General features: G+C 41.3%; 17 protein-coding genes and 1 other annotated feature. Of the genes, 6 read left to right on the top strand and 11 right to left on the bottom strand.

Annotated features, from left to right (window positions below; translation table 11 throughout):
• Positions 1 to 50 precede the first annotated feature (50 nt).
• The 3 genes from FAY30_RS03725 to FAY30_RS03715 form a co-directional block, all read right to left on the bottom strand.
• Positions 51 to 920 (bottom strand): cation diffusion facilitator family transporter, encoded by an 870-nt coding sequence (locus FAY30_RS03725; RefSeq protein ID WP_149868617.1) that lies wholly within the window; start codon positions 918 to 920, stop codon positions 51 to 53.
• 183 nt (positions 921 to 1,103) lie between these two features.
• Complete coding sequence (locus tag FAY30_RS03720; RefSeq protein ID WP_149868616.1) at positions 1,104 to 1,514, bottom strand: MarR family winged helix-turn-helix transcriptional regulator; 411 nt, start codon at positions 1,512 to 1,514, stop codon at positions 1,104 to 1,106.
• Positions 1,515 to 1,610: 96 nt separating this feature from the next.
• Positions 1,611 to 2,345, bottom strand: a complete 735-nt coding sequence (locus FAY30_RS03715; protein WP_149868615.1) for an SDR family NAD(P)-dependent oxidoreductase — start codon at positions 2,343 to 2,345, stop codon at positions 1,611 to 1,613.
• A 230-nt stretch (positions 2,346 to 2,575) separates the two neighbouring features.
• Here FAY30_RS03715 and FAY30_RS03710 point away from each other — a divergent pair, with 230 nt between their 5' ends.
• Positions 2,576 to 3,367: a GNAT family N-acetyltransferase gene (locus FAY30_RS03710; RefSeq protein ID WP_149868614.1), complete on the top strand. Its 792-nt coding sequence runs from the start codon at positions 2,576 to 2,578 to the stop codon at positions 3,365 to 3,367.
• Positions 3,368 to 3,464: 97 nt separating this feature from the next.
• Here the strand turns inward: FAY30_RS03710 and FAY30_RS03705 are convergent, their stop codons facing one another.
• Positions 3,465 to 4,805 (bottom strand): sodium-dependent transporter, encoded by a 1,341-nt coding sequence (locus tag FAY30_RS03705; protein ID WP_149872580.1) that lies wholly within the window; start codon positions 4,803 to 4,805, stop codon positions 3,465 to 3,467.
• 59 nt (positions 4,806 to 4,864) lie between these two features.
• Positions 4,865 to 5,087: a binding site (T-box leader), on the bottom strand.
• Between the two features lie 68 nt (positions 5,088 to 5,155).
• A complete protein-coding gene (locus tag FAY30_RS27070) occupies positions 5,156 to 5,329 on the bottom strand; it encodes a hypothetical protein (RefSeq protein WP_190284804.1) in 174 nt (57 codons plus the stop codon).
• A gap of 160 nt (positions 5,330 to 5,489) precedes the next feature.
• Between FAY30_RS27070 and FAY30_RS03700 the strand changes: the two genes are divergently transcribed.
• Positions 5,490 to 6,419, top strand: coding sequence for an SDR family oxidoreductase (locus tag FAY30_RS03700; RefSeq protein WP_149868613.1), 930 nt, complete (start codon positions 5,490 to 5,492; stop codon positions 6,417 to 6,419).
• A 156-nt stretch (positions 6,420 to 6,575) separates the two neighbouring features.
• On the opposite strand, the gene FAY30_RS03695 is transcribed toward FAY30_RS03700, so the two are convergent.
• Positions 6,576 to 7,037 carry a DinB family protein gene (locus tag FAY30_RS03695; RefSeq protein ID WP_149872579.1) on the bottom strand — a complete coding sequence of 154 codons (462 nt, stop codon included), beginning with the start codon at positions 7,035 to 7,037 and terminating at the stop codon, positions 6,576 to 6,578.
• 253 nt (positions 7,038 to 7,290) lie between these two features.
• On the opposite strand from FAY30_RS03695, the gene FAY30_RS03690 reads away from it, so the two are divergent.
• Both FAY30_RS03690 and FAY30_RS03685 read left to right on the top strand, forming a co-directional pair.
• The gene (locus FAY30_RS03690) at positions 7,291 to 9,327 is read left to right on the top strand and encodes a Na+/H+ antiporter (RefSeq protein WP_149868612.1); all 2,037 of its coding nucleotides are present in this window, start codon (positions 7,291 to 7,293) and stop codon (positions 9,325 to 9,327) included.
• Positions 9,328 to 9,529: 202 nt separating this feature from the next.
• Entirely contained in the window at positions 9,530 to 10,612 is a 1,083-nt protein-coding gene (locus FAY30_RS03685) for a branched-chain amino acid aminotransferase (protein ID WP_149868611.1), read from the top strand.
• A gap of 227 nt (positions 10,613 to 10,839) precedes the next feature.
• On the opposite strand, the gene FAY30_RS03680 is transcribed toward FAY30_RS03685, so the two are convergent.
• A complete protein-coding gene (locus FAY30_RS03680) occupies positions 10,840 to 11,481 on the bottom strand; it encodes an NAD(P)-dependent oxidoreductase (protein WP_149868610.1) in 642 nt (213 codons plus the stop codon).
• 226 nt (positions 11,482 to 11,707) lie between these two features.
• Between FAY30_RS03680 and FAY30_RS03675 the strand changes: the two genes are divergently transcribed.
• Together FAY30_RS03675 and FAY30_RS03670 are read left to right on the top strand one after the other, a co-directional pair.
• Positions 11,708 to 12,154 (top strand): Rrf2 family transcriptional regulator, encoded by a 447-nt coding sequence (locus FAY30_RS03675; protein ID WP_149868609.1) that lies wholly within the window; start codon positions 11,708 to 11,710, stop codon positions 12,152 to 12,154.
• Between the two features lie 124 nt (positions 12,155 to 12,278).
• A complete protein-coding gene (locus FAY30_RS03670; protein ID WP_223820881.1) occupies positions 12,279 to 12,560 on the top strand; it encodes a YggT family protein in 282 nt (93 codons plus the stop codon).
• Between the two features lie 65 nt (positions 12,561 to 12,625).
• Here FAY30_RS03670 and FAY30_RS03665 read toward each other — a convergent pair whose 3' ends face one another.
• The 4 genes from FAY30_RS03665 to FAY30_RS03650 form a co-directional block, all read right to left on the bottom strand.
• Positions 12,626 to 13,591: a quinone oxidoreductase family protein gene (locus tag FAY30_RS03665; RefSeq protein WP_149868608.1), complete on the bottom strand. Its 966-nt coding sequence runs from the start codon at positions 13,589 to 13,591 to the stop codon at positions 12,626 to 12,628.
• Positions 13,592 to 13,911: 320 nt separating this feature from the next.
• A complete protein-coding gene (gene argH, locus FAY30_RS03660) occupies positions 13,912 to 15,402 on the bottom strand; it encodes an argininosuccinate lyase (protein ID WP_149872577.1) in 1,491 nt (496 codons plus the stop codon).
• Positions 15,403 to 15,475: 73 nt separating this feature from the next.
• A complete protein-coding gene (locus tag FAY30_RS03655; protein WP_149868607.1) occupies positions 15,476 to 17,167 on the bottom strand; it encodes an ABC transporter permease in 1,692 nt (563 codons plus the stop codon).
• A complete protein-coding gene (locus FAY30_RS03650; protein WP_149868606.1) occupies positions 17,164 to 18,267 on the bottom strand; it encodes an ABC transporter ATP-binding protein in 1,104 nt (367 codons plus the stop codon). The genes FAY30_RS03655 and FAY30_RS03650 overlap by 4 nt, the downstream gene beginning before the upstream one ends.
• Between the last annotated feature and the right edge of the window lie 9 nt (positions 18,268 to 18,276).

The raw sequence follows: 18,276 nt of genomic DNA, 5'->3' as shown, positions 1-18,276 counted from the left end.
ACGTGAGTGGTTTTTTCCGATAATCCTATGGGTGTGCCTTTTTTGTCAACCTAGTTTGGTTCCACATGGACATGAACATCGTAGACTCCGTAATCCTTGATCATCACTTTTTCAACATGTGTAGCAATGTCATGAGCTTCGCGAATATCTAAAGTAGAATGAACCAGGATAACTACATCGATGACTTCATTGTTTCCATAGTTTCTCCCCTTAATTTCTTTTATTCCTTCCACTCCGTCGACCTTGGTAATAACCTCTTGGTAAAGCTGAATCTTATTTTCATCAAATCCGTCGGATAGATCATGAGACGCTTCCTTAAAAATATCTACAGCTGTTTTACAGATTAAGAGCCCTACAATCATGGCCGTTACGGTGTCCATCCAGGGCATATGTAATTGAGAGCCAAATATACCAGCTGCTGTTCCAATACTGACCCACGCATCAGAAATATTATCTTTAGCCGCAGCCATCACGGATTTACTATTAATTTTTGCTGCCAACTTTTTATTGTATCGGTAAACAACATACATGACAATTGCTGAAAAAAGCCCTACATAAGCAGCGATCATATCTGGAGTCTCTTTTCCTCCCTGAAACATGGAAGTCAAAGCTTCGGTCAACACTTCTATACCAACGGCTAACATGATAAAAGAAGCCACCAGCGAAGCAATCGTTTCACTTTTCCAATGACCATACCCATGATCGGCGTCTGGCGGTCTTTGTGAAAGCTTCAATCCGATAAATACAGCTAATGAAGCAATGATGTCGGTTGTATTGTTAAGACCATCTGCTTTCAAAGCAGCGGAGTTACTGATATATCCAATTGCCAGTTTTAAGATCGATAAACATATGTAAGCAATTATGCTAATGATTGCTCCGCGTTCACCTAATTTAAGATTTTGATATTTTTCTGTCTCCATCCTTAAAGCCTCCCACCAAAGTACATCCATATGATAGCAATCCAAATATGGGTGGGTCTAGAGCAACCTTATTGCATCGTTTTATAAAAGTAGACTAGAGATAATAATGTTTCATGGCGGAAAGATTATTGGAAATTAATACCAATGTATACTAGACAGCCTTAAAGAAAAGCGGTTTTTATTCTAAATTAGTTTTGAATAGATTCCTAAGAGCTGTTGTTGTTCTTCGGCTGTTAATTTTTCAAACAGCTGCTTCCGCAGCATTTTCCCTTCTTCTTGTGCTTTCGTTAAGATGCGGAGCCCTTCATCTCTGATCTCTAAATAAAGAATTCTTTTATCTCCTTCATCTGTCACGCGCACAGCGAGCTCTTTTTGAATTAATTTTTCACTGAGATGTGTAATCGAGGGCGGGGCTAGGCCGAGTGCTTTCGCAATATCTGATGGCCTGCTTTTCCCATGATTCTTCAAATGCGACAAAACTAATATATGCGAGATGCCAATATTTTCATTGAACATTTTATTCCACTCGATAATCAAGCGATTGTTTACCTTATCCATCATATGGATGAGTTCAAAGATAGATGGATTTTCCACGATATCCCTGCTTTCAAAAAAATTTTACTCTTCTAACTATATAGGAAAGGCCCCTTTTTTGAAAAGGGACCTTTAAAAAAGGGGCTGCAGTTTGAATTATTGAGCGGAATAGCCGCCATCAATAACCAATTCAGCGCCAGCGATATAGGAGGATTCATCACTTGCTAAGAAAAGGGCAGCATTCGCAACATCCTCTGGTTTGCCAAGTCGTTGTAACGGTGTCATCGCAACTAAATGTTTCATAATTTCTTTCGAAGACTCTAGATTTTTCGTCATTGGGGTTTCAATCGTTCCCGGGAATAGCGTATTGACGCGGATACCGAAACGGCCATATTGCGTTGCCGCTGCTTTAGAAATCGCACGAACTGCCCCTTTGGATGCTGAATAATGGTTAAAGCCCATCCCGATTTGTGCCGTATAAGAGGAGATATTTACAATCGAGCCCTTTTGTTGTTCTTTCATATATGGAACGACATGCTTCATCCCAAGAAATGGTCCGAATCCATTGATTGTCAACATTTTTTGCCAATCATCAATATGGATCTCTTCAACTGGTTTTTCAGAAGAAATGCCGGCATTGTTAACGAGAATATCAATTCTTCCAAAACGGTCTTTAATTTCCTTTAACATTTGCTCCCAATCCTCTTCGGAAGCCACATTCAATTTCATTCCATAGACATTTTCCTTCTGACTGGCTCTTTCAAGTGCAGCTTCATTAATATCAGCTGCTATCACAATAGCGCCTTCTTTACTAAAAAGGTCTACCATGTTTTCTCCGATTCCAGACGCACCGCCGGTAACAATCGCCACTTTATTTAATAATCTTCCCATTACAATCAGCTCCTCTATTCGTTTCTATTTAAATGAAGAATTTCTGAATTTGTTCTATTTACACTATGCAAAAAGTATTTAGACGTCTAAACAAATAATAATACCTATCCTTGAACATGTCAAGAATAGCAGCCGCAGTGGAAATTTTCCCATTTGTTGCACTCCTCAAAAAAGACTTGATGTTTTAAAATTGTGTGTATATTCTAATAAAAAACGAGGAGGAATGTGACGTGATTAGAAAGCTGACAGAGCAAGATCACCAGCAGGTTATCACTTTTTTAAGTGAGGAACCTTCTATTAATCTATTTATTATTGGGGATCTAGAGGTCTTCGGATATTCTTCGGAATTCCAGGAGATTTGGGCAGAGTTTGATGAAGAGAATATGATTAAAGCTGTAATTCTAAGGTTTCATCAATCTTTTATTCCATATGCTAAGGGAGAATTCGATACCGAGGGCTTTGTTACGATTATGAAACAGTACAATCAGCCGATTCTATTATCTGGGAAGTCTGACATCGTAGAACAATTCGAAGTTTTTGATGACCTACACCTTGGTAAGAAGCAAGTAACCTTCTTTGCGGAATGCCTTACGAATGAATACCTTAGTACCGAGAATCAGTCCATCGCAATTAATAAGGCGACAATTAAGGATGTAGATCAAATTATTGAGCTTCGCGGATCAATTGAAGAATTTCATATTAGTAGTGATGCGCGGGAGATATTAGTGCAAGCGATGGAATCAAATACATCTAGAACCTATTATACGGAAGATAATAATGTCATCACTTCCTGTGTTTCCACAACTGCCGAAAATTCCCTGTCGGCCATGATTGTCGGTGTTTGCACCCGTAAGGAATACCGACGTCAGGGCATTGCAACTGCTATTATGCAAAGATTATTTCAGGATATTTTAGACGAAGGGAAAAAACTTTGTCTTTTTTACGACAATCCAGAAGCCGGCCGTATTTACAAGAAACTTGGCTTCAAAGATATTGGAAAATGGACAATGTACCGCGGATAAAAAAATGGTGCCTGACACCCTTACTAATACATCGGCAGTAGAAAGGGTGTCAGGCACCATTTCTACTACCTCCGTATTGGTATTGGTGCCTGACACCTTATCCCCTAATGACATGGTAGCAAACAAATAATATCGCGATAGGGGCTACATAGCGTATGAGAACAAACCAGACACGGAATAATCCTAGTGGCAGTCCTCCTCCTAATGCTAGTTCTTCGTAGAGTGCTGATTTTTTTATTTTCAACGGCACGAATATTGAGATTAATAATGCGCCAATCGGCATTAAGACATTGCTTACTAAATAATCCGCGGCATCAAAAATCGTCTTGCCAAACACCAGAACATCACTTAAGACACCATAGGATAGCGCGGATGGGGTGCCAAAAAGAAAAATCGCAATTCCGATGATCCAGGACCATTTCACTCTCTTTTTGACATCTCCTTTCGCAATCACGGAAACAATGATTTCCAGCATCGAAAAGGCCGATGTAAGAGCTGCAAATAAGAATAAAACTAAGAAGGCGACAAAAAAGACCATGCCAAAGGCCATTTGATTAAATACATTTGGCAGCACATTAAATAATAATACGGGACCGGCGTCAGGCTTTAACCCAAATGAAAACACCGCAGGAAAAATCGCAAGACCCGACAAAATAATAATAAATATATTTAAACCTACAATCGAAAAGGCGGAGCGAACTAAACTTTCTTCCTTTGATAAATAGGAGCTATACGTCACCATTACCGAAACACCGACACTTAAGGCGAAAAAGGATTGTCCTAAAGCAAAGAGAATCGTTTCCGCCGTTACTTTATGAAAATCCGGCTTAAATAAGAAAGTAACACCTTCCATTGCCCCCTCAAGTGACAAAGATCGAACGATAAGAATGATAAAAAGAATAAATAAAACCGGCATCATGATTTGACTAGCTTTTTCAATCCCTTTTTGAACCCCTTTTGCTACAACTACGATAGTGAAAAGCATGAAGATCAATTGTACCCCAACGCTAATAGCAGGGTCAGAAATGGTCTCACCGAACAACTGTGCATACCCTGCCTGATCCAATCCATTCAGCTGGCCTGAAACAGCCTTCCATATGTAACTGATAATCCAGCCGCCAATTACACTATAAAATGAGAGTAAAATAAAACAGGTGACAATTCCTAAGTAGCCTATCCAATGCCATTTCCCATCGGGAGCTAGTTCCTTATAAGCTTCAATGGCGTTTTTCTGTGTTTTGCGCCCTATCACAAATTCAGCAATAAGCAATGGCAGACCCAAAAATAAGGTAAATAGAATAAAGATAAAAAAGAATGCCCCTCCCCCACTTACTCCAGCAATGTAGGGAAACTTCCAAATAGCTCCAAGCCCAATGGCAGACCCGCCTGCAGCTAAAATAAAACCAATTTTCGATGACCACTGTTCCGCATTTTTCAAAACAAACCCTCTTTTCATTTAAACTTATAAAAAACAAAAAAAGCCGTCCTACGTGTATACGTAGGGACGACTATATCGCGGTACCACCCTAATTGAGAATACAATTATTCAATTCTCCAGCTTTGATGTCGATAACGTGGACAACCCGTCTTTTCCTTCCAAAGGTCGAAAAAGATACTCCAAGAACGAAATTCATCTTTCTATTTGGTACTAGTTCTCACCGGCCACTAGCTCTCTAAAACAGGGATAAAAAGACTACTTAAAACCTATCATCGTATACTAATATAATTTTGTAATTATTAGAATAACCTAAAAACGTTTAAATGTATACTAAAATTTTGGGATTCATTCTAGATCACAGGATAATACTGCTCATACCTTGGATTATAGTAATAAGGCGGTCTCGGCCCTATTTTAGGCATTTTAAAAACATAAGGATTATTATTGTATACTAGCTCTACTTTTTCATCCGAATGATCCTCTAACAAAAGCATGACTTCTCGACTGAATTGATAGTAATGCAAAGTGGTAACCTCCTTGACGCATTCCCTTCTACCCTTCACAATATTCCACATTGAACCTCATTGAGCCCGTACCAGCCATACTTTTTTCCACTCCAACAAGCACCCGATCCGCCCAGATAACATAATGTAACAGGAAAATGTTTTTTCTAGGAGGATATTCATGGCACACGATCAGCACGAGAAGCCGGCTAATCAAGTTTATCCAATGTACCCCCATTACGGAAAGGTCACTCGTTATGAAGACATTCCGATTACAGTTCCGGAGCAGCGGCAGCTCAGGCAGCCCGGTGTTGAAAAATTAATGGTGCCACGGCCGATTATTGAGAACCCAAATTATAAAGGAAGCGGAAAATTATCCGGAAAAGTTGCGCTCATTACTGGCGGTGATAGTGGAATGGGCGCGGCTGCGGCGATTGCCTTTGCGAAAGAAGGGGCCGATGTGGCCATTGCCTATTTGGATGAACACGAGGACGCCAATCGAACAAAGACAAGAATCGAAGAACTCGGACAGCGCTGTTTATTATTACCTGGTGACCTAAGGAAGAAACAACAATGTGTTGATATCGTCGAAAAAACTGTTCAAACCCTTGGCAAGCTTGATGTGCTTTGCAACCATGTCGGCATCCAGTTCCAGCAATTAAGCCTGCTTGACATTACGGATGAACAGTTCGATGAGACATTTAAAATTAACATATATTCACATTTTTACACAACTCGCGCAGCCCTTCCCCACTTAAAAGCAGGCAGCTCCATCATTAATACGGCATCCGTTGTGGCCTATTATGGAAATAACCAATTGATGGATTACTCGGCAACAAAAGGAGCAAACGTTAGCTTCACCCGCGCATTAGCACACAACTTGATTGACAAAGGGATCAGAGTAAATGCCATTGCACCAGGCCGTATTTGGACTCCTTTAATTCCTGCAAGCTTCTCTAGCGATCAGGTAGCATTGGCAGACAATCCAATGAAACGTCAAGGTCAGCCATTTGAAGTCGCTCCAACCTTTGTTTATCTGGCCTCCGATGATCCCCGTTTTGTAACCGGACAAACACTTCATGTGAACGGAGGGCAAGTGATGACATCTTAATAACGGTCTGAGAAAGCGACACGGCCAATTTTATAAAATTATTAAGCCGCTACTAACAAATTGGATGGTGATAGCGGCTCTTTTCATTTTTGATTAATTGGTTTTATACGTACTCGCTTCTACTTCCAAAGGCACACGGGCTTTCTATTCGAAAGCTCACTTTTTCGTCCTATTCATCATCTTCTTGATAATTCGGATTTGGCCTCTATGGCTTAGCTCATCCTCAAACACGTGAAACCATTTGAAGTAATTGTTTGCTGGTCGATTCCACCAGAACGGCGTTTGTTCAAATAACCACTCATCGGGGAGTGATTTGAATTTCTCAATGGTCGTGTTCCTGACTGCCGATAACTCCCGAAGATAAAAATCGATTGAATTTCCTTTAAACTGTTTCCGACCAGCGCTGCCTAATTCTAATCCAGGGGCTAACCGCTCAAGTTCTTCCTCCGTAAAATCCCGATTTTCGAACGTTTCGATCTGATATGCTTTTTCGACAGCTGCCATATGGGCTAGCAGCATGCCAACCGAATTGGCATCCTCATCATATAAAAAATCTAACTCCTCGACCGTTAAATCCTTTACTGCCTCTACCGTCGTCACCCGCACATAATTCATCATCGACACTAGCTTGCTAAATTCCAAACCCAGATCATCCTTTTGATCAATTACATATAGTGTTTGATTTTCTGCAGTCAAACTTTCCACCCCTGTTTTAATAAAATCAATCTATCATATGTATTCTTTTCTCCCATGAAAAATCCCTTCCACGAATTCAGGCAAAACTTTTGATATTATAATAAAGGAAAGTACTCTTAATAGGGTGTAAAAAAATACAGTGAATACACAATATACATATGAGAGGAGACACGCCATGGAGTTTTTTTTACTTGTATTATTACTTCTCGTCATTATCGGGATGTCTAGCTTCATCAATCACTTTTTACCTTACATACCTGTACCGCTCATTCAAATTACATTGGGTGTGTTGCTTGCATCACTCCCAATAGGCATTCATATTCCTATGGAGCCTGAGCTGTTTTTTGTTCTATTTATTGCTCCATTACTATTTCATGATGGCAAACATGTTTCACGGCAGGCATTATGGAAATTGCGAAAACCGATTTTATTACTTGCACTTGGACTTGTGTTTGTCACCGTATTTGCCATCGGATACTTGATCTATTGGCTTATACCGACAATCCCTTTGCCGGCTGCATTTGCGTTAGCAGCCATTCTTTCTCCAACAGATGTTGTCGCAGTAGGTGCCATCTCAAGCAGGGTGAAGATTCCGAAACCAATTATGCACTTGCTTGAAGGGGAAGGTCTGATGAACGATGCCTCCGGTTTAGTGGCGTTTAAATTTGCGGTCGCCGCAACTGTGACCGGGGTCTTTTCGTTTGCAGAGGCAAGCTGGAGCTTCCTTGTCATTGCCATTGGCGGCTTAGCCGGAGGTGCGGTCCTCGCCGTCCTTATTATTCGCTTGAAAATGTTTATTCGCCGGCTGGGTATGGAGGACGTTATGATTCACATGCTCATCCAGCTCCTCACACCTTTTGTGATTTTTTACATTATTGAGCATTTTCACCTTTCAGGCATTCTATCAGTAGTCGCAGCTGGGATCGTCCATACGATTTACCGGGATCGTGATCAATCGCCTGCAATGCAGCTGCAAGTGGTGTCCCAAAGTACATGGACTGTCCTAATTTACATTTTAAACGGATTGGTCTTTGTCCTGTTAGGGTTGCAAATCCCAAGTGTAATGAATGAGATTTTTAAAAATCCGTTGTTTAATAATTGGGAAGTAAGCAAGTATATTCTCATCATTACGGCTGCATTATTGCTACTTCGCTTCTTATGGATTTGCGGTGCTTGGCTCTTGGGATTGCCGCTTACTAAACAGCTGACAAATCTTTCGATAAAAGACGTTGGCATCATTACGATTTCCGGTGTCAGAGGGGCTGTTACCCTGGCCGGTGCCTTTACAATTCCGTATGTACTAGCGGATGGAAGCCCGTTTCCTGACCGCGCGTTGATTATTTTTATTGCAGCCGGTGTTATTTTGGTTACGCTGGTTGCCGCGAGCATCTTCTTGCCAATTCTTGCAAGGACGGAAAAAGAAAACACGGAAGAACTAAGAAAGGAAATGGAACGATCTGCTTTGTTCCAAACCATTGATGCGGCCATCCGTTCCATCCGAGAATTAATGAATGATGACAATCATGAGGCGGCGGTGTCCGTTATTACGACATATAATCAAATCCGTAATCGCCTGATCAATGCAGGGAATGAAAACACGGAGCAATTGAAGTTAGCTGAAACGGAAATCCGCATGAAGGCACTTGATGCGGAAGCCGAATACGTTGAAAAATTGAAAAAAGCGGAAAAGGTAGACCGGGAAACCATTTATTTAACCGAAGAGCATCTTCACCGGATGAGGCTAGCCGTAACAAACCGGATGCAATATAGGAGATTGTTCTTTTGGTCGTTAATAAAAAGAGGTGTACATAAGCTTGTTCAGTCATTTGTGCCGAAAAATCAAGAAAGGCTTAACAATCGCCATGAAAAGGCGAAAAAGCTCATAAAGCTTAAAGTCAATATGGCCAGGGCTGCTATCCATTTTTTAAAGGAACATATGACACTTGAAAATGAACATCTTTATCTGGTCATTATGGGCGAATACAATGAAATGATAATGAAATTTAAGCTTGCGAAAAAAGGCTCCGATTCTAGTCAGTATATCGAAATCCAAAGAGAGCTGCGTGCGAAAGCTTTTCAAGCAGAACGGGATGAAATTCAGAACCTGTACGAAGAGGGTGAAGTCACAATTGATGTCATCCGAAAAATTCGTAAACAGATTAATATCAGGGAAGCGTATTGGATGGAAGAAAAGAGCGTCCATGCACATTGAATGATTTTTGTCCGATTCTTCTTTGTCGAAGAATCGGCTTTTTGGGTACAGTTTCTTTTTTTCCGCCATTCTGGGTACGTTTACCAGATTTACCTATATCAAAATAATGAATATTTCAAAAACTTCATCATTTTAACTTGAGTTTTCGCAAAATTAAGCGTAATCTTAAGAATAAAAATAGAAAATAATATGGGGTGTAATCATGAGTCAAGAAATTGCTTTTATTCAAAGAGAAGATTTAAAGGAAAAGCCCGATACAGCTTCACTTGGTTTTGGAAAATATTTCAGCGATTACATGTTTGAAATGGATTACCATGGCGATATCGGCTGGCATGACCCACGAATTGTTCCTTATGCACCGTTAACAATTGAACCGTCCGCAATGGTTTTTCACTATGGACAAGCCATTTTTGAAGGATTAAAGGCTTATAAGGGAGCTGATGGTACTATTCAGCTATTCCGTCCCGAAAAAAACATGAAACGCTTCAATGACTCCTGTGAAAGAATGTGCATTCCGCCAATCGATGAGGAATTTTTATTAGGTGCCTTGAAACAATTAATTTTCACAGAAAAAGATTGGATTCCTGAAGGGGAAGGAACATCTCTTTACATTCGCCCGTTTATTTTCTCAACGGAGCCTTATTTAGGTGTCCGCCCTGCCAGTCAATATAAGCTGCTTATCATTCTTTCGCCGTCCGGTGCCTATTATGGTGACCAATTAAGCCCGGTTAAAATCTATGTTGAAGAGCAATTCGTTCGAGCAGTCATTGGCGGAGTCGGTCATGTGAAGACCGCCGGCAATTATGCTGCCAGCATGAAAGCACAAGAAAAGGCAGATGCGGGTGGCTATGCTCAAATTCTATGGCTGGATGCAAAAGAGAATAAGTATGTCGAAGAAGTCGGCAGTATGAATATTTTCTTCAAAATGAATGGCGAAGTCGTCACACCGCGTTTAAATGGCAGCATTTTACCGGGAGTAACACGTGATTCGGTTATTCAACTTCTAAAATATTGGAATATCCCTGTACGTGAAGTGAAAATTTCAATCGAAGAGGTTTTTGCCGCACACGAGCGTGGCGAATTGGAAGAAGTTTTCGGTGCAGGAACAGCCGCCGTTATTTCACCAGTTGGCGAATTAACCTGGAAGGATCGTTCCATTACCATCAATGATAATCAAATCGGCCAGTTGTCACAACGTATCTATGATGAAATGACCGCCATACAGCTTGGTAAAAAAGAAGATCCATTTAATTGGATCGTTAAAGTGGCTCCGGTTGAGGTTTAATATGGAAAAGATCCAGTGAAAACTGGATCTTTTTTCATTTTATATTAGAATTTATTAGTTTCGACTTTGAGAAATGTCTAGCTCCGGCGCCCTAACGGCTAGTGTCCTTCGCTCTCCGCCCTACGATAAGTCAACATCGATTCGCCTCCGGCTCTTCGTGTTTCCTTTATCTCAGTTGGAGCGCTCCAGGCCATACGCCGCTGACCAGGGCGCTTCCGCTTTTCTTATTATTCTGCTTCCGAAACGAGCGTAAACCGTTCATTTATATGCTGTGGATTATCAATTTCATCTATGACAGCGATAGCAAAGTCCGCATAGCTCACATAGCTTTGACCTTGGGCATTGACCATAATATGATCCTTACCCGTTTGATAGGCACCCGTTCTTTTGCCTTCAGGATTAAAGAATGCAGCCGGGCTAATAAAAGTCCATTGAATATCAGTCGTTTTTTGTAGGTCCTCAAGATTTTTCCCTTGATTTGATGCAGTTGGATAATATTCCGCCGGAAAATCAGGAGTTTCCATGACACGAATCGTTTTAGCTTCATCGGCAAACAAACTGCCAGCCCCGCCAACAACAATTAATCTCGTTTGTGGTGCCCCTTTCATCGCCTCGATCAGCACTCTGCCGGCATCCACATGTAAATGTTCTTGGCCAGGTGCCGCACCAAACGCATTGACGACCACATCGAAAGCTTTCACATCTTCTGCTTTTAAGTCAAATACGTCTTTCTCCAGTACCGCAGCTTGTTGATTTTGAAGCTTTGCCGAACTTCGTACAATCGCTGTAACTTCGTGACCTCTATCAACCGCTTCTTTAAGAATAAGATTTCCAGCTTTCCCGCTAGCACCTATAACTGCAATTTTCAAATTAACCCCTCCATATATGACAACTTTTTATGTTGTAACCATTTTGATTACATGTAATAATATAAGTTACAACTGATATCTTTGTCAATAATCTTGCTGTGGAATTTTTTTAACAATGTTAATTTAACAATTTCGGCCAGGATCTATACTTGGATGTACTTATTTATTATCCATCGTTTATACTTATAATAATGTTAGGAATTTTAAATGAAGGAAGGTGAATTCATTGTCCATCAGCAGCCGGTTTTCCGTCGGAATTCATATACTTTCGCTATTGGAGATTAATAAGGGTGGCGTGAGTTCCTCAGAATACATTGCCAAAAGTGTCAATACAAACCCTGTTGTGATTAGAAAGATCATGGGGATGCTGAAAAATGCCGGTTTGGTCAGCGTCCGCCCTGGGATTGCCGGGGCTGAACTAGCGAGGGACTTATCAGAAATTACATTACTTGATGTTTATAAAGCTGTTAACGTTGTTCAAGAAAAAGAGTTATTTGGCTTGCACGATAAACCGAATCCAGCCTGTCTGGTTGGGAGAAACATTCAAGATACCATTAGCCCGCTCTTTTCCGAAGCACAGCTTGCCATGGAAAAATCACTTGGGAGTGTAACCATTGAGGAAGTTGTAAAGGTCATTTTAAAAAAAGAAAACCAAAGCAAAGCAGATTGTTAAAGCATTTGTATTCTTTTTCACATAAAATTATGTTATTGTTGAAACCTTATTAGGACATATTCGTATATGTTATATATGTTTGTTTGGCAAAATATTAAAAAATGATAATAGACAGGTGATTTAATTGGGTTCTACCATTTTTCAGATTGGACAATATGCATTTGAGGCTTATTATTGGTTGATTTTAATCTCCATTTTTGGCTCCTGGTTTCCAAGATTTCAAACATCAACAGTTGGTGAATGGGTGTACAAGCTAGTCGAACCTTACTTGAAATTATTCAGGAAATTCATCCCGCCACTAGGGCCCATAGACTTTTCACCAATCATCGCATTATTTGCGTATCGATTTTTAAGTAGTTTCGCGCTTGAAGGTCTTCGCCAATCATTGAATGTGATTGGGGTATAAGAAGCAATGGCGAACCGTGCCAGTCACGGTTCGCCATTACTTTTATTGGTATCATTATTTCATTTTTAAGGGACTAATAGAATTTTCCCTGTACTCTTACGGCTTTCTAGCAAACGATGTGCTTCCTGACCATCTCTTAAGGCAAAAACTGTCGGCTCGGATATTTTTACTTTGCCCTCTTCCATCCAACGAAATAACTCAGCGGAACGCCTCACCCGCTCTTTATGAGAAGTGAGTACATTCCATAAATCCCCCCCAGTCAACGTTTTAGACGTATCCATTAACATTCTTGGGTCAACAGGAGCCGGATCCCCTCCTGACATTCCAAAAAATACAACTGTTCCTCCGATACGTGTAGCCGCAAAACTGTCTTGAAGCGTGGAGCCAACTGATTCGTATACCACATCTACACCTATGCCGTCGGTTTCCTCGAGTACTTCTTCCTTCCAATTATCCTTGTACAGAAAAACGAGATCGGCACCGGCTTTCTTCGCGGCGGCCGCCTTTTCCTCTGATGAAGTTAATCCGATTACCCTGCCGCCTAACAGTTTAACCATTTGAACGAGGAGCTGCCCTACACCGCCGGCTGCTGCATGGACCAACACCCTATCGTCCTTTTTCACTGTATAACTATCCCGCGTTAAATAATGCGCTGTTAACCCTTGCAGCAAGACAGATGCAGCTTCAGCAAACGAGATGGTATCGGGAACAGGAATAGCTTTTTCCATAGGAACGGCGACCAATTCAGCATTCGCAAATGGTACATCGGCAAAGGCCATCCGGTCTCCAACACTTACCCCTTGGACATTTACTCCTATCTCTTCAACAATTCCGGCTCCTTCATATCCTAAGATATAAGGCGGCTTACCTGTAAGATGATAGTTTCCTTTTCTTCTATAAATATCAGCAAAATTCAAGCCAATTGCTTTCATTCTTACCAATATTTCATCCGGCCCAATTACCGGATCGGCAATATCCTGATATTTCAGTACTTCCGGCCCGCCAAAGGTATTAAACACAAGTGCTTTCATAAATATGACCTCATCTTAAATGAATTTTTCAATATGGTTAAATTAAATACGATTGTGATAGGAAATGCAAATACAAAATAGGTCGTAATTGGGGGAAAGTGCGTCGTAAACCGTTTCTAAATTGGGGTTTGAGCTTAAAATTTCTTGAAACCACTACGTAGCCTTCTTCTACATCGGGATTTAAGTTTAAAAAATCTCAAAACCCCTACGTAGACCTCTTCTACATCGGGGTTTAAGTTTAAAAAATCTCAAACCCCCTACGTAGCCTTCTTTACTACATCGGGGTTTGAGCTTTTACATGAAATGACTATTTAGGAAAATCAAATAGTATACCCTACTAATCTATTCCGCAAAGATGTTAATTTTTCGACAAGCTCTTCATAATCCTTCATCTGAATGCCCAGCTTTTGCTTTCTTTCGCCGATCATCCGAACGACTTCTTTTGGACTCGGGCCTCCTTGGATGCTCCTGATTTCTACGAAGTATTCCGGTGAAATGATTTTTTTCCATTCCTGTTCTGTCAATGCGACATCAACGAAGCCGCTTATCATTTCGTTAATTTCGTCAATCTTCCACTCATATAATTCTTTCCGGGCACTGATTGTTTTTTTCGAAATGAAGCTTGCAACGGAGTGTGCTTTTCTAAAAGAAATGTTATAATCCCTTGCCAGCGTATCAGCCAATTCGGTTATCGTTATGCTTGATTTATGCGCCATTTTCTTCGTATGCTCGGCGTTGACCTTTAGAGTGGTAATCACGGCATACATTAATTTCATGACGCGATTGGCATTGGTAAAGGCGCGATATAAGTGTGGCTGCAAATCATCCTCCGTATCGACAATATCGCCAAATGGCGTATTATGAATCATATTCATCGCGGCCAGAGCATCGCCATAAGCACTGCTGGCAATCGAGCGAGAATGCTCAATCGATACAGGATTGCGCTTCTGCGGCATGATACTGCTGACCTGGACATAAGGGTCGGCGACATAAAAGGAACCAAACTCTCTTGTCACATGCTGCAAGAAGTCCTGAATCCATCTTCCAGTGTTCACCATGCAGGTCATCAAGGCAGACGATGTTTCCAATAAGTAATCCGCTCCGCCAATCGAATCATAGGAATTTTCAACAATTTTATCAAAACCTAACAGCTCACACGTCCGTGTACGGCAAATTGGGAAACCTGTAGTGGTCAAGGCCGCCGCACCAAGTGATGACTGGTTGACCGTTTCATATGCTGACCATAAACGTTTAATGTCCCGCTGCAAGACATCATAAATCGCCAGTAAATAATGTCCCAGCGTCGTAGGTTGTGCCGGCTGGGTATGGGTATAACCGGTAATATACGTTTCGGTATGCTGGTCCGCCTGCTCGAGCAAGGCATCGCTTAAACAATAAGCACTTTGCAGCAATTTCAACAGATGCTCTCTTAGAACCAAGCGGTACATGGCCACACCCATATCGTTCCGGCTCCGGCCAATATGAATTTTCCCCGCTAGTTCCGCACCAATTTCTTCGCCGATTTTGGCCTCCATCATGAAAAATAAATCTTCAAACTGTGGCTGATACGATATTTGACTAATATCGGTTTTGGCCACTTTATTAATGCCCTTTAACATCTCTCTTGCTTCATCGGTTTTAATAATGTTTTGTTCTTCAAGCATGATGACATGGGCACGGTGAATATCAAACATGACATGAAATAGGAAATCGCGCTGATCATTAAATACCGGCATTAACAGCTCTTCCACATAGGTTTTGCCTGGAAAAGCCGTTCCTTCCGTTTTAATAAATTCCTCTAGCTTACTCATCTTTTCATCTCCGATTGATTTAACTAACAATCGGCGGCGGAAGAAAAACATCGCCACCGATTGAGGTTATATTTTAAGACAATGATTGTTCGGCTTTGACCCCGAAAAACTTATTTGAAATAAACAGAACAAGCGCAATTAAAGCAATCTGAATCATTCCGTAGGCGGCAGCCTGACCCATGTTAAACATCCTGAGCTGGTTCATGATTTCAATCGAGATCGGTCGATTGGAAATCGTGTACAACAATACGGATGTTGGGAATTCTCCGACAGACTCAACGAACGCCAGTAAGGTTCCCGAGAGGACACCCGGCATAATAATCGGAAGAATGACCCTCCTAAAGGTATAAAACCAGCGTGCCCCGAGATTTCGAGAAGCTTCCTCGATGGAATCATCCAATTGCTCGAGTACCGCGTTGGTTGACCTCACAACTAATGGAATGTGACGCACAAAATAGGCGAGCGGCAAAATCCAGAACGTACCGACGAGAATGTTCCCGAATGAAAAAATATTTGGCTCATTAAAAGCAAAGATTAGATTCATCCCGATAACAGTTGCAGGCAGCGCCCATGGAATCATCACCAATACATCGACAAAATTCTTGCCGATAAATTTCCGTTTTACAAGAAGATAGGATGTCAATACACCAAACACCAGGTTTCCAGCAGTCGCAATAAACGCTAGAATTAAACTGTTTTTTAGTGGTTTAAAGATGTTTGGATCCTGCAGCAATAATCGGTAGTTTTCAAAATTAAACACCGATGGATAGGTTTGCCACGTCCAGGTTCCGTCCGGTACTAACGAAAGGAGCAGGATTGTGAAGTGCGGCAGCAGCAAGATGATCACGCCAATGATGCCGATCAAAACCATGATCCATTTCATTACCGGATTTTTCACCTCACTGCGATGGGCACCAATCCCTTTTGAGGCCATTCGGTAATCCTTCCTATTTTGATACCAGCGCATAAATAATAAGAAGGCAATCGAAACAATGGATAGAATGACAGATTGTGTGGCAGCAACCTCCATATCCCCATTTAATTTTGAAAAATAGATTTGCAGACTTAGGACACGATACCCTCCCGCTAATAAGAACGGCGCACTAAACGATGCCATGGAAATCATAAATACGAGCAATGAGGCCGCAACAATCGCAGGAGTCAATAATGGAAACGTCACCTTCCAAAACACGTTAAAACGGCTGGCACCTAAATTAAAAGCCGCTTCTTCCAGACTCGGGTCGATTTTGTTTATCGCTGACGAGACAGTCATGTAGAAATAGACATACATCGTATAAGCGTGGACAATTAAAATCCCCGACACCCCGCCAATTTTAAAGGGCACTTTCTCCAGGCCGAATAAATCCTTGATCGCGTTGGGAATTAAGCCTGTTTCCCCATACAAAAACATAAAGGCCATGACACCGACCAATGATGGGAGGACAATTGGCATGATGGCAGCTGAAGAGAAAAATCCTCTTCCCGGAAAATCATACCGATTAAAAATAAAGGCAAGCGGAATACCAATCAGCGCACTCACAAGCACACTTAATATGGAAATATAAACGGAATTCCACAACGCTTCGAGATTGGTTTTTGATTCCTGGCTAAAAAAGTCCTGATAGTTGGCAAACGATAGGCCGCTTTTTGTTTGTAAACTCTCGAAAAATGTCCGTAATGAGGGATACAGAACATAGGCAACTAATACTAAGAGAACCGGAATCAGCAACAGTATAGTAAACCTGGTATCACGATTTTTTATCATGAGGCATCACCGCTGATGACCGGAATCACCCGGATTTGATCCTTCGGCAATTGGACCCACACATCCGCTCCAGATGTAAGTTGATGAGACCGATTGTTTAATAGATTCACTTGCAGAAGGAGGCCGTCTACATTCACACTCAGGTTGATGACTGAACCAAAAAACTCCACTTTCTCAATTTTTCCTTTTAGTATATTGGTTCCCTCTGTCTGCTGTTCAACAATCTTAATCGCCTCTGGGCGAATCGATAAGGACAGGTCACCTTTCGTATCTGGATTTACATTATACGGATGATTATGTACAGCCAATTGTTTTGACCCAGAGCCAACTTGGGCTGATACTACTACATGATCTTGCTCTACCCGGTCAATTTTAACTGGTAAAAGGTTGATTTCACCGATAAAACTGGCCACAAAATCATTTGCCGGCTGATTATAAATTTCAGAAGGTGTCCCCACTTGGTGGCATACCCCGAAATTAAAAACAGCAATTCGATCACTCATCGATAAAGCCTCTGCCTGGTCATGGGTGACATAAATAGTCGTGATTTTATACTCTTTTTGCAGTCTTAAGATTTCGCTTCTCATTTCATCCCGGAGCTTGGCATCCAGATTGCTGAGCGGCTCATCAAGGAGAAGAATTTCAGGTTCAATTACCAATGCCCTTGCAAGGGCGACACGCTGCTGCTGTCCTCCACTTAACTGACTCACTTGACGATCGGAATATTTCTCGAGCCTTACTTTACGCAGTACGTCCTGTACCCGTGTTTTCAGTTCATTTGCAGAGATTTTTCTTACTCTTAAACCAAAAGCTACATTTTCAAACACCGTCATATGAGGAAAAAGGGCATAGTTTTGAAAAACCATGCCCGTATTTCTTTTTTCAGGAGGTACACGCGTCATATCTTTATCGCCAAAACGAATAATGCCTTTTGTCGGATAGTAAAAGCCGGCAATCATCCTGAGGGTCGTCGTTTTCCCACAACCGCTCGGACCGAGGAAAGTAAAGAACTCTCCATCCTTGATTTCCAAGTCTAAATGATCAACTGCGATTACTTTTCCGAACGCTTTTTGGACATGATCAATTTTTATCGACGCCATTACCTAACA

The organism is Bacillus sp. S3 (genome assembly GCF_005154805.1).
In the GTDB taxonomy this organism is placed as follows: Bacteria; Bacillota; Bacilli; order Bacillales; family Cytobacillaceae; genus Neobacillus.
Note: the sequence above shows the minus strand (reverse complement) of the source record. Positions and strands in the feature narration are given on the sequence as shown.

Excerpts from the sequence above, each read along its gene's own strand:
- FAY30_RS03690 (WP_149868612.1), top strand. The coding sequence starts at position 7,291 with ATGGAGTTTTTTTTACTTGTATTATTACTTCTCGTCATTATCGGGATG.
- FAY30_RS03650 (WP_149868606.1), bottom strand. The coding sequence starts at position 18,267 with ATGGCGTCGATAAAAATTGATCATGTCCAAAAAGCGTTCGGAAAAGTA.
- FAY30_RS03695 (WP_149872579.1), bottom strand. The coding sequence starts at position 7,037 with ATGATGAATTATGTGCGGGTGACGACGGTAGAGGCAGTAAAGGATTTA.
- FAY30_RS03700 (WP_149868613.1), top strand. The coding sequence starts at position 5,490 with ATGGCACACGATCAGCACGAGAAGCCGGCTAATCAAGTTTATCCAATG.
- FAY30_RS03725 (WP_149868617.1), bottom strand. The coding sequence starts at position 920 with ATGGAGACAGAAAAATATCAAAATCTTAAATTAGGTGAACGCGGAGCA.
- FAY30_RS03685 (WP_149868611.1), top strand. The coding sequence starts at position 9,530 with ATGAGTCAAGAAATTGCTTTTATTCAAAGAGAAGATTTAAAGGAAAAG.
- argH (WP_149872577.1), bottom strand. The coding sequence starts at position 15,402 with ATGAGTAAGCTAGAGGAATTTATTAAAACGGAAGGAACGGCTTTTCCA.
- FAY30_RS03665 (WP_149868608.1), bottom strand. The coding sequence starts at position 13,591 with ATGAAAGCACTTGTGTTTAATACCTTTGGCGGGCCGGAAGTACTGAAA.
- FAY30_RS03715 (WP_149868615.1), bottom strand. The coding sequence starts at position 2,345 with ATGGGAAGATTATTAAATAAAGTGGCGATTGTTACCGGCGGTGCGTCT.
- FAY30_RS03655 (WP_149868607.1), bottom strand. The coding sequence starts at position 17,167 with ATGATAAAAAATCGTGATACCAGGTTTACTATACTGTTGCTGATTCCG.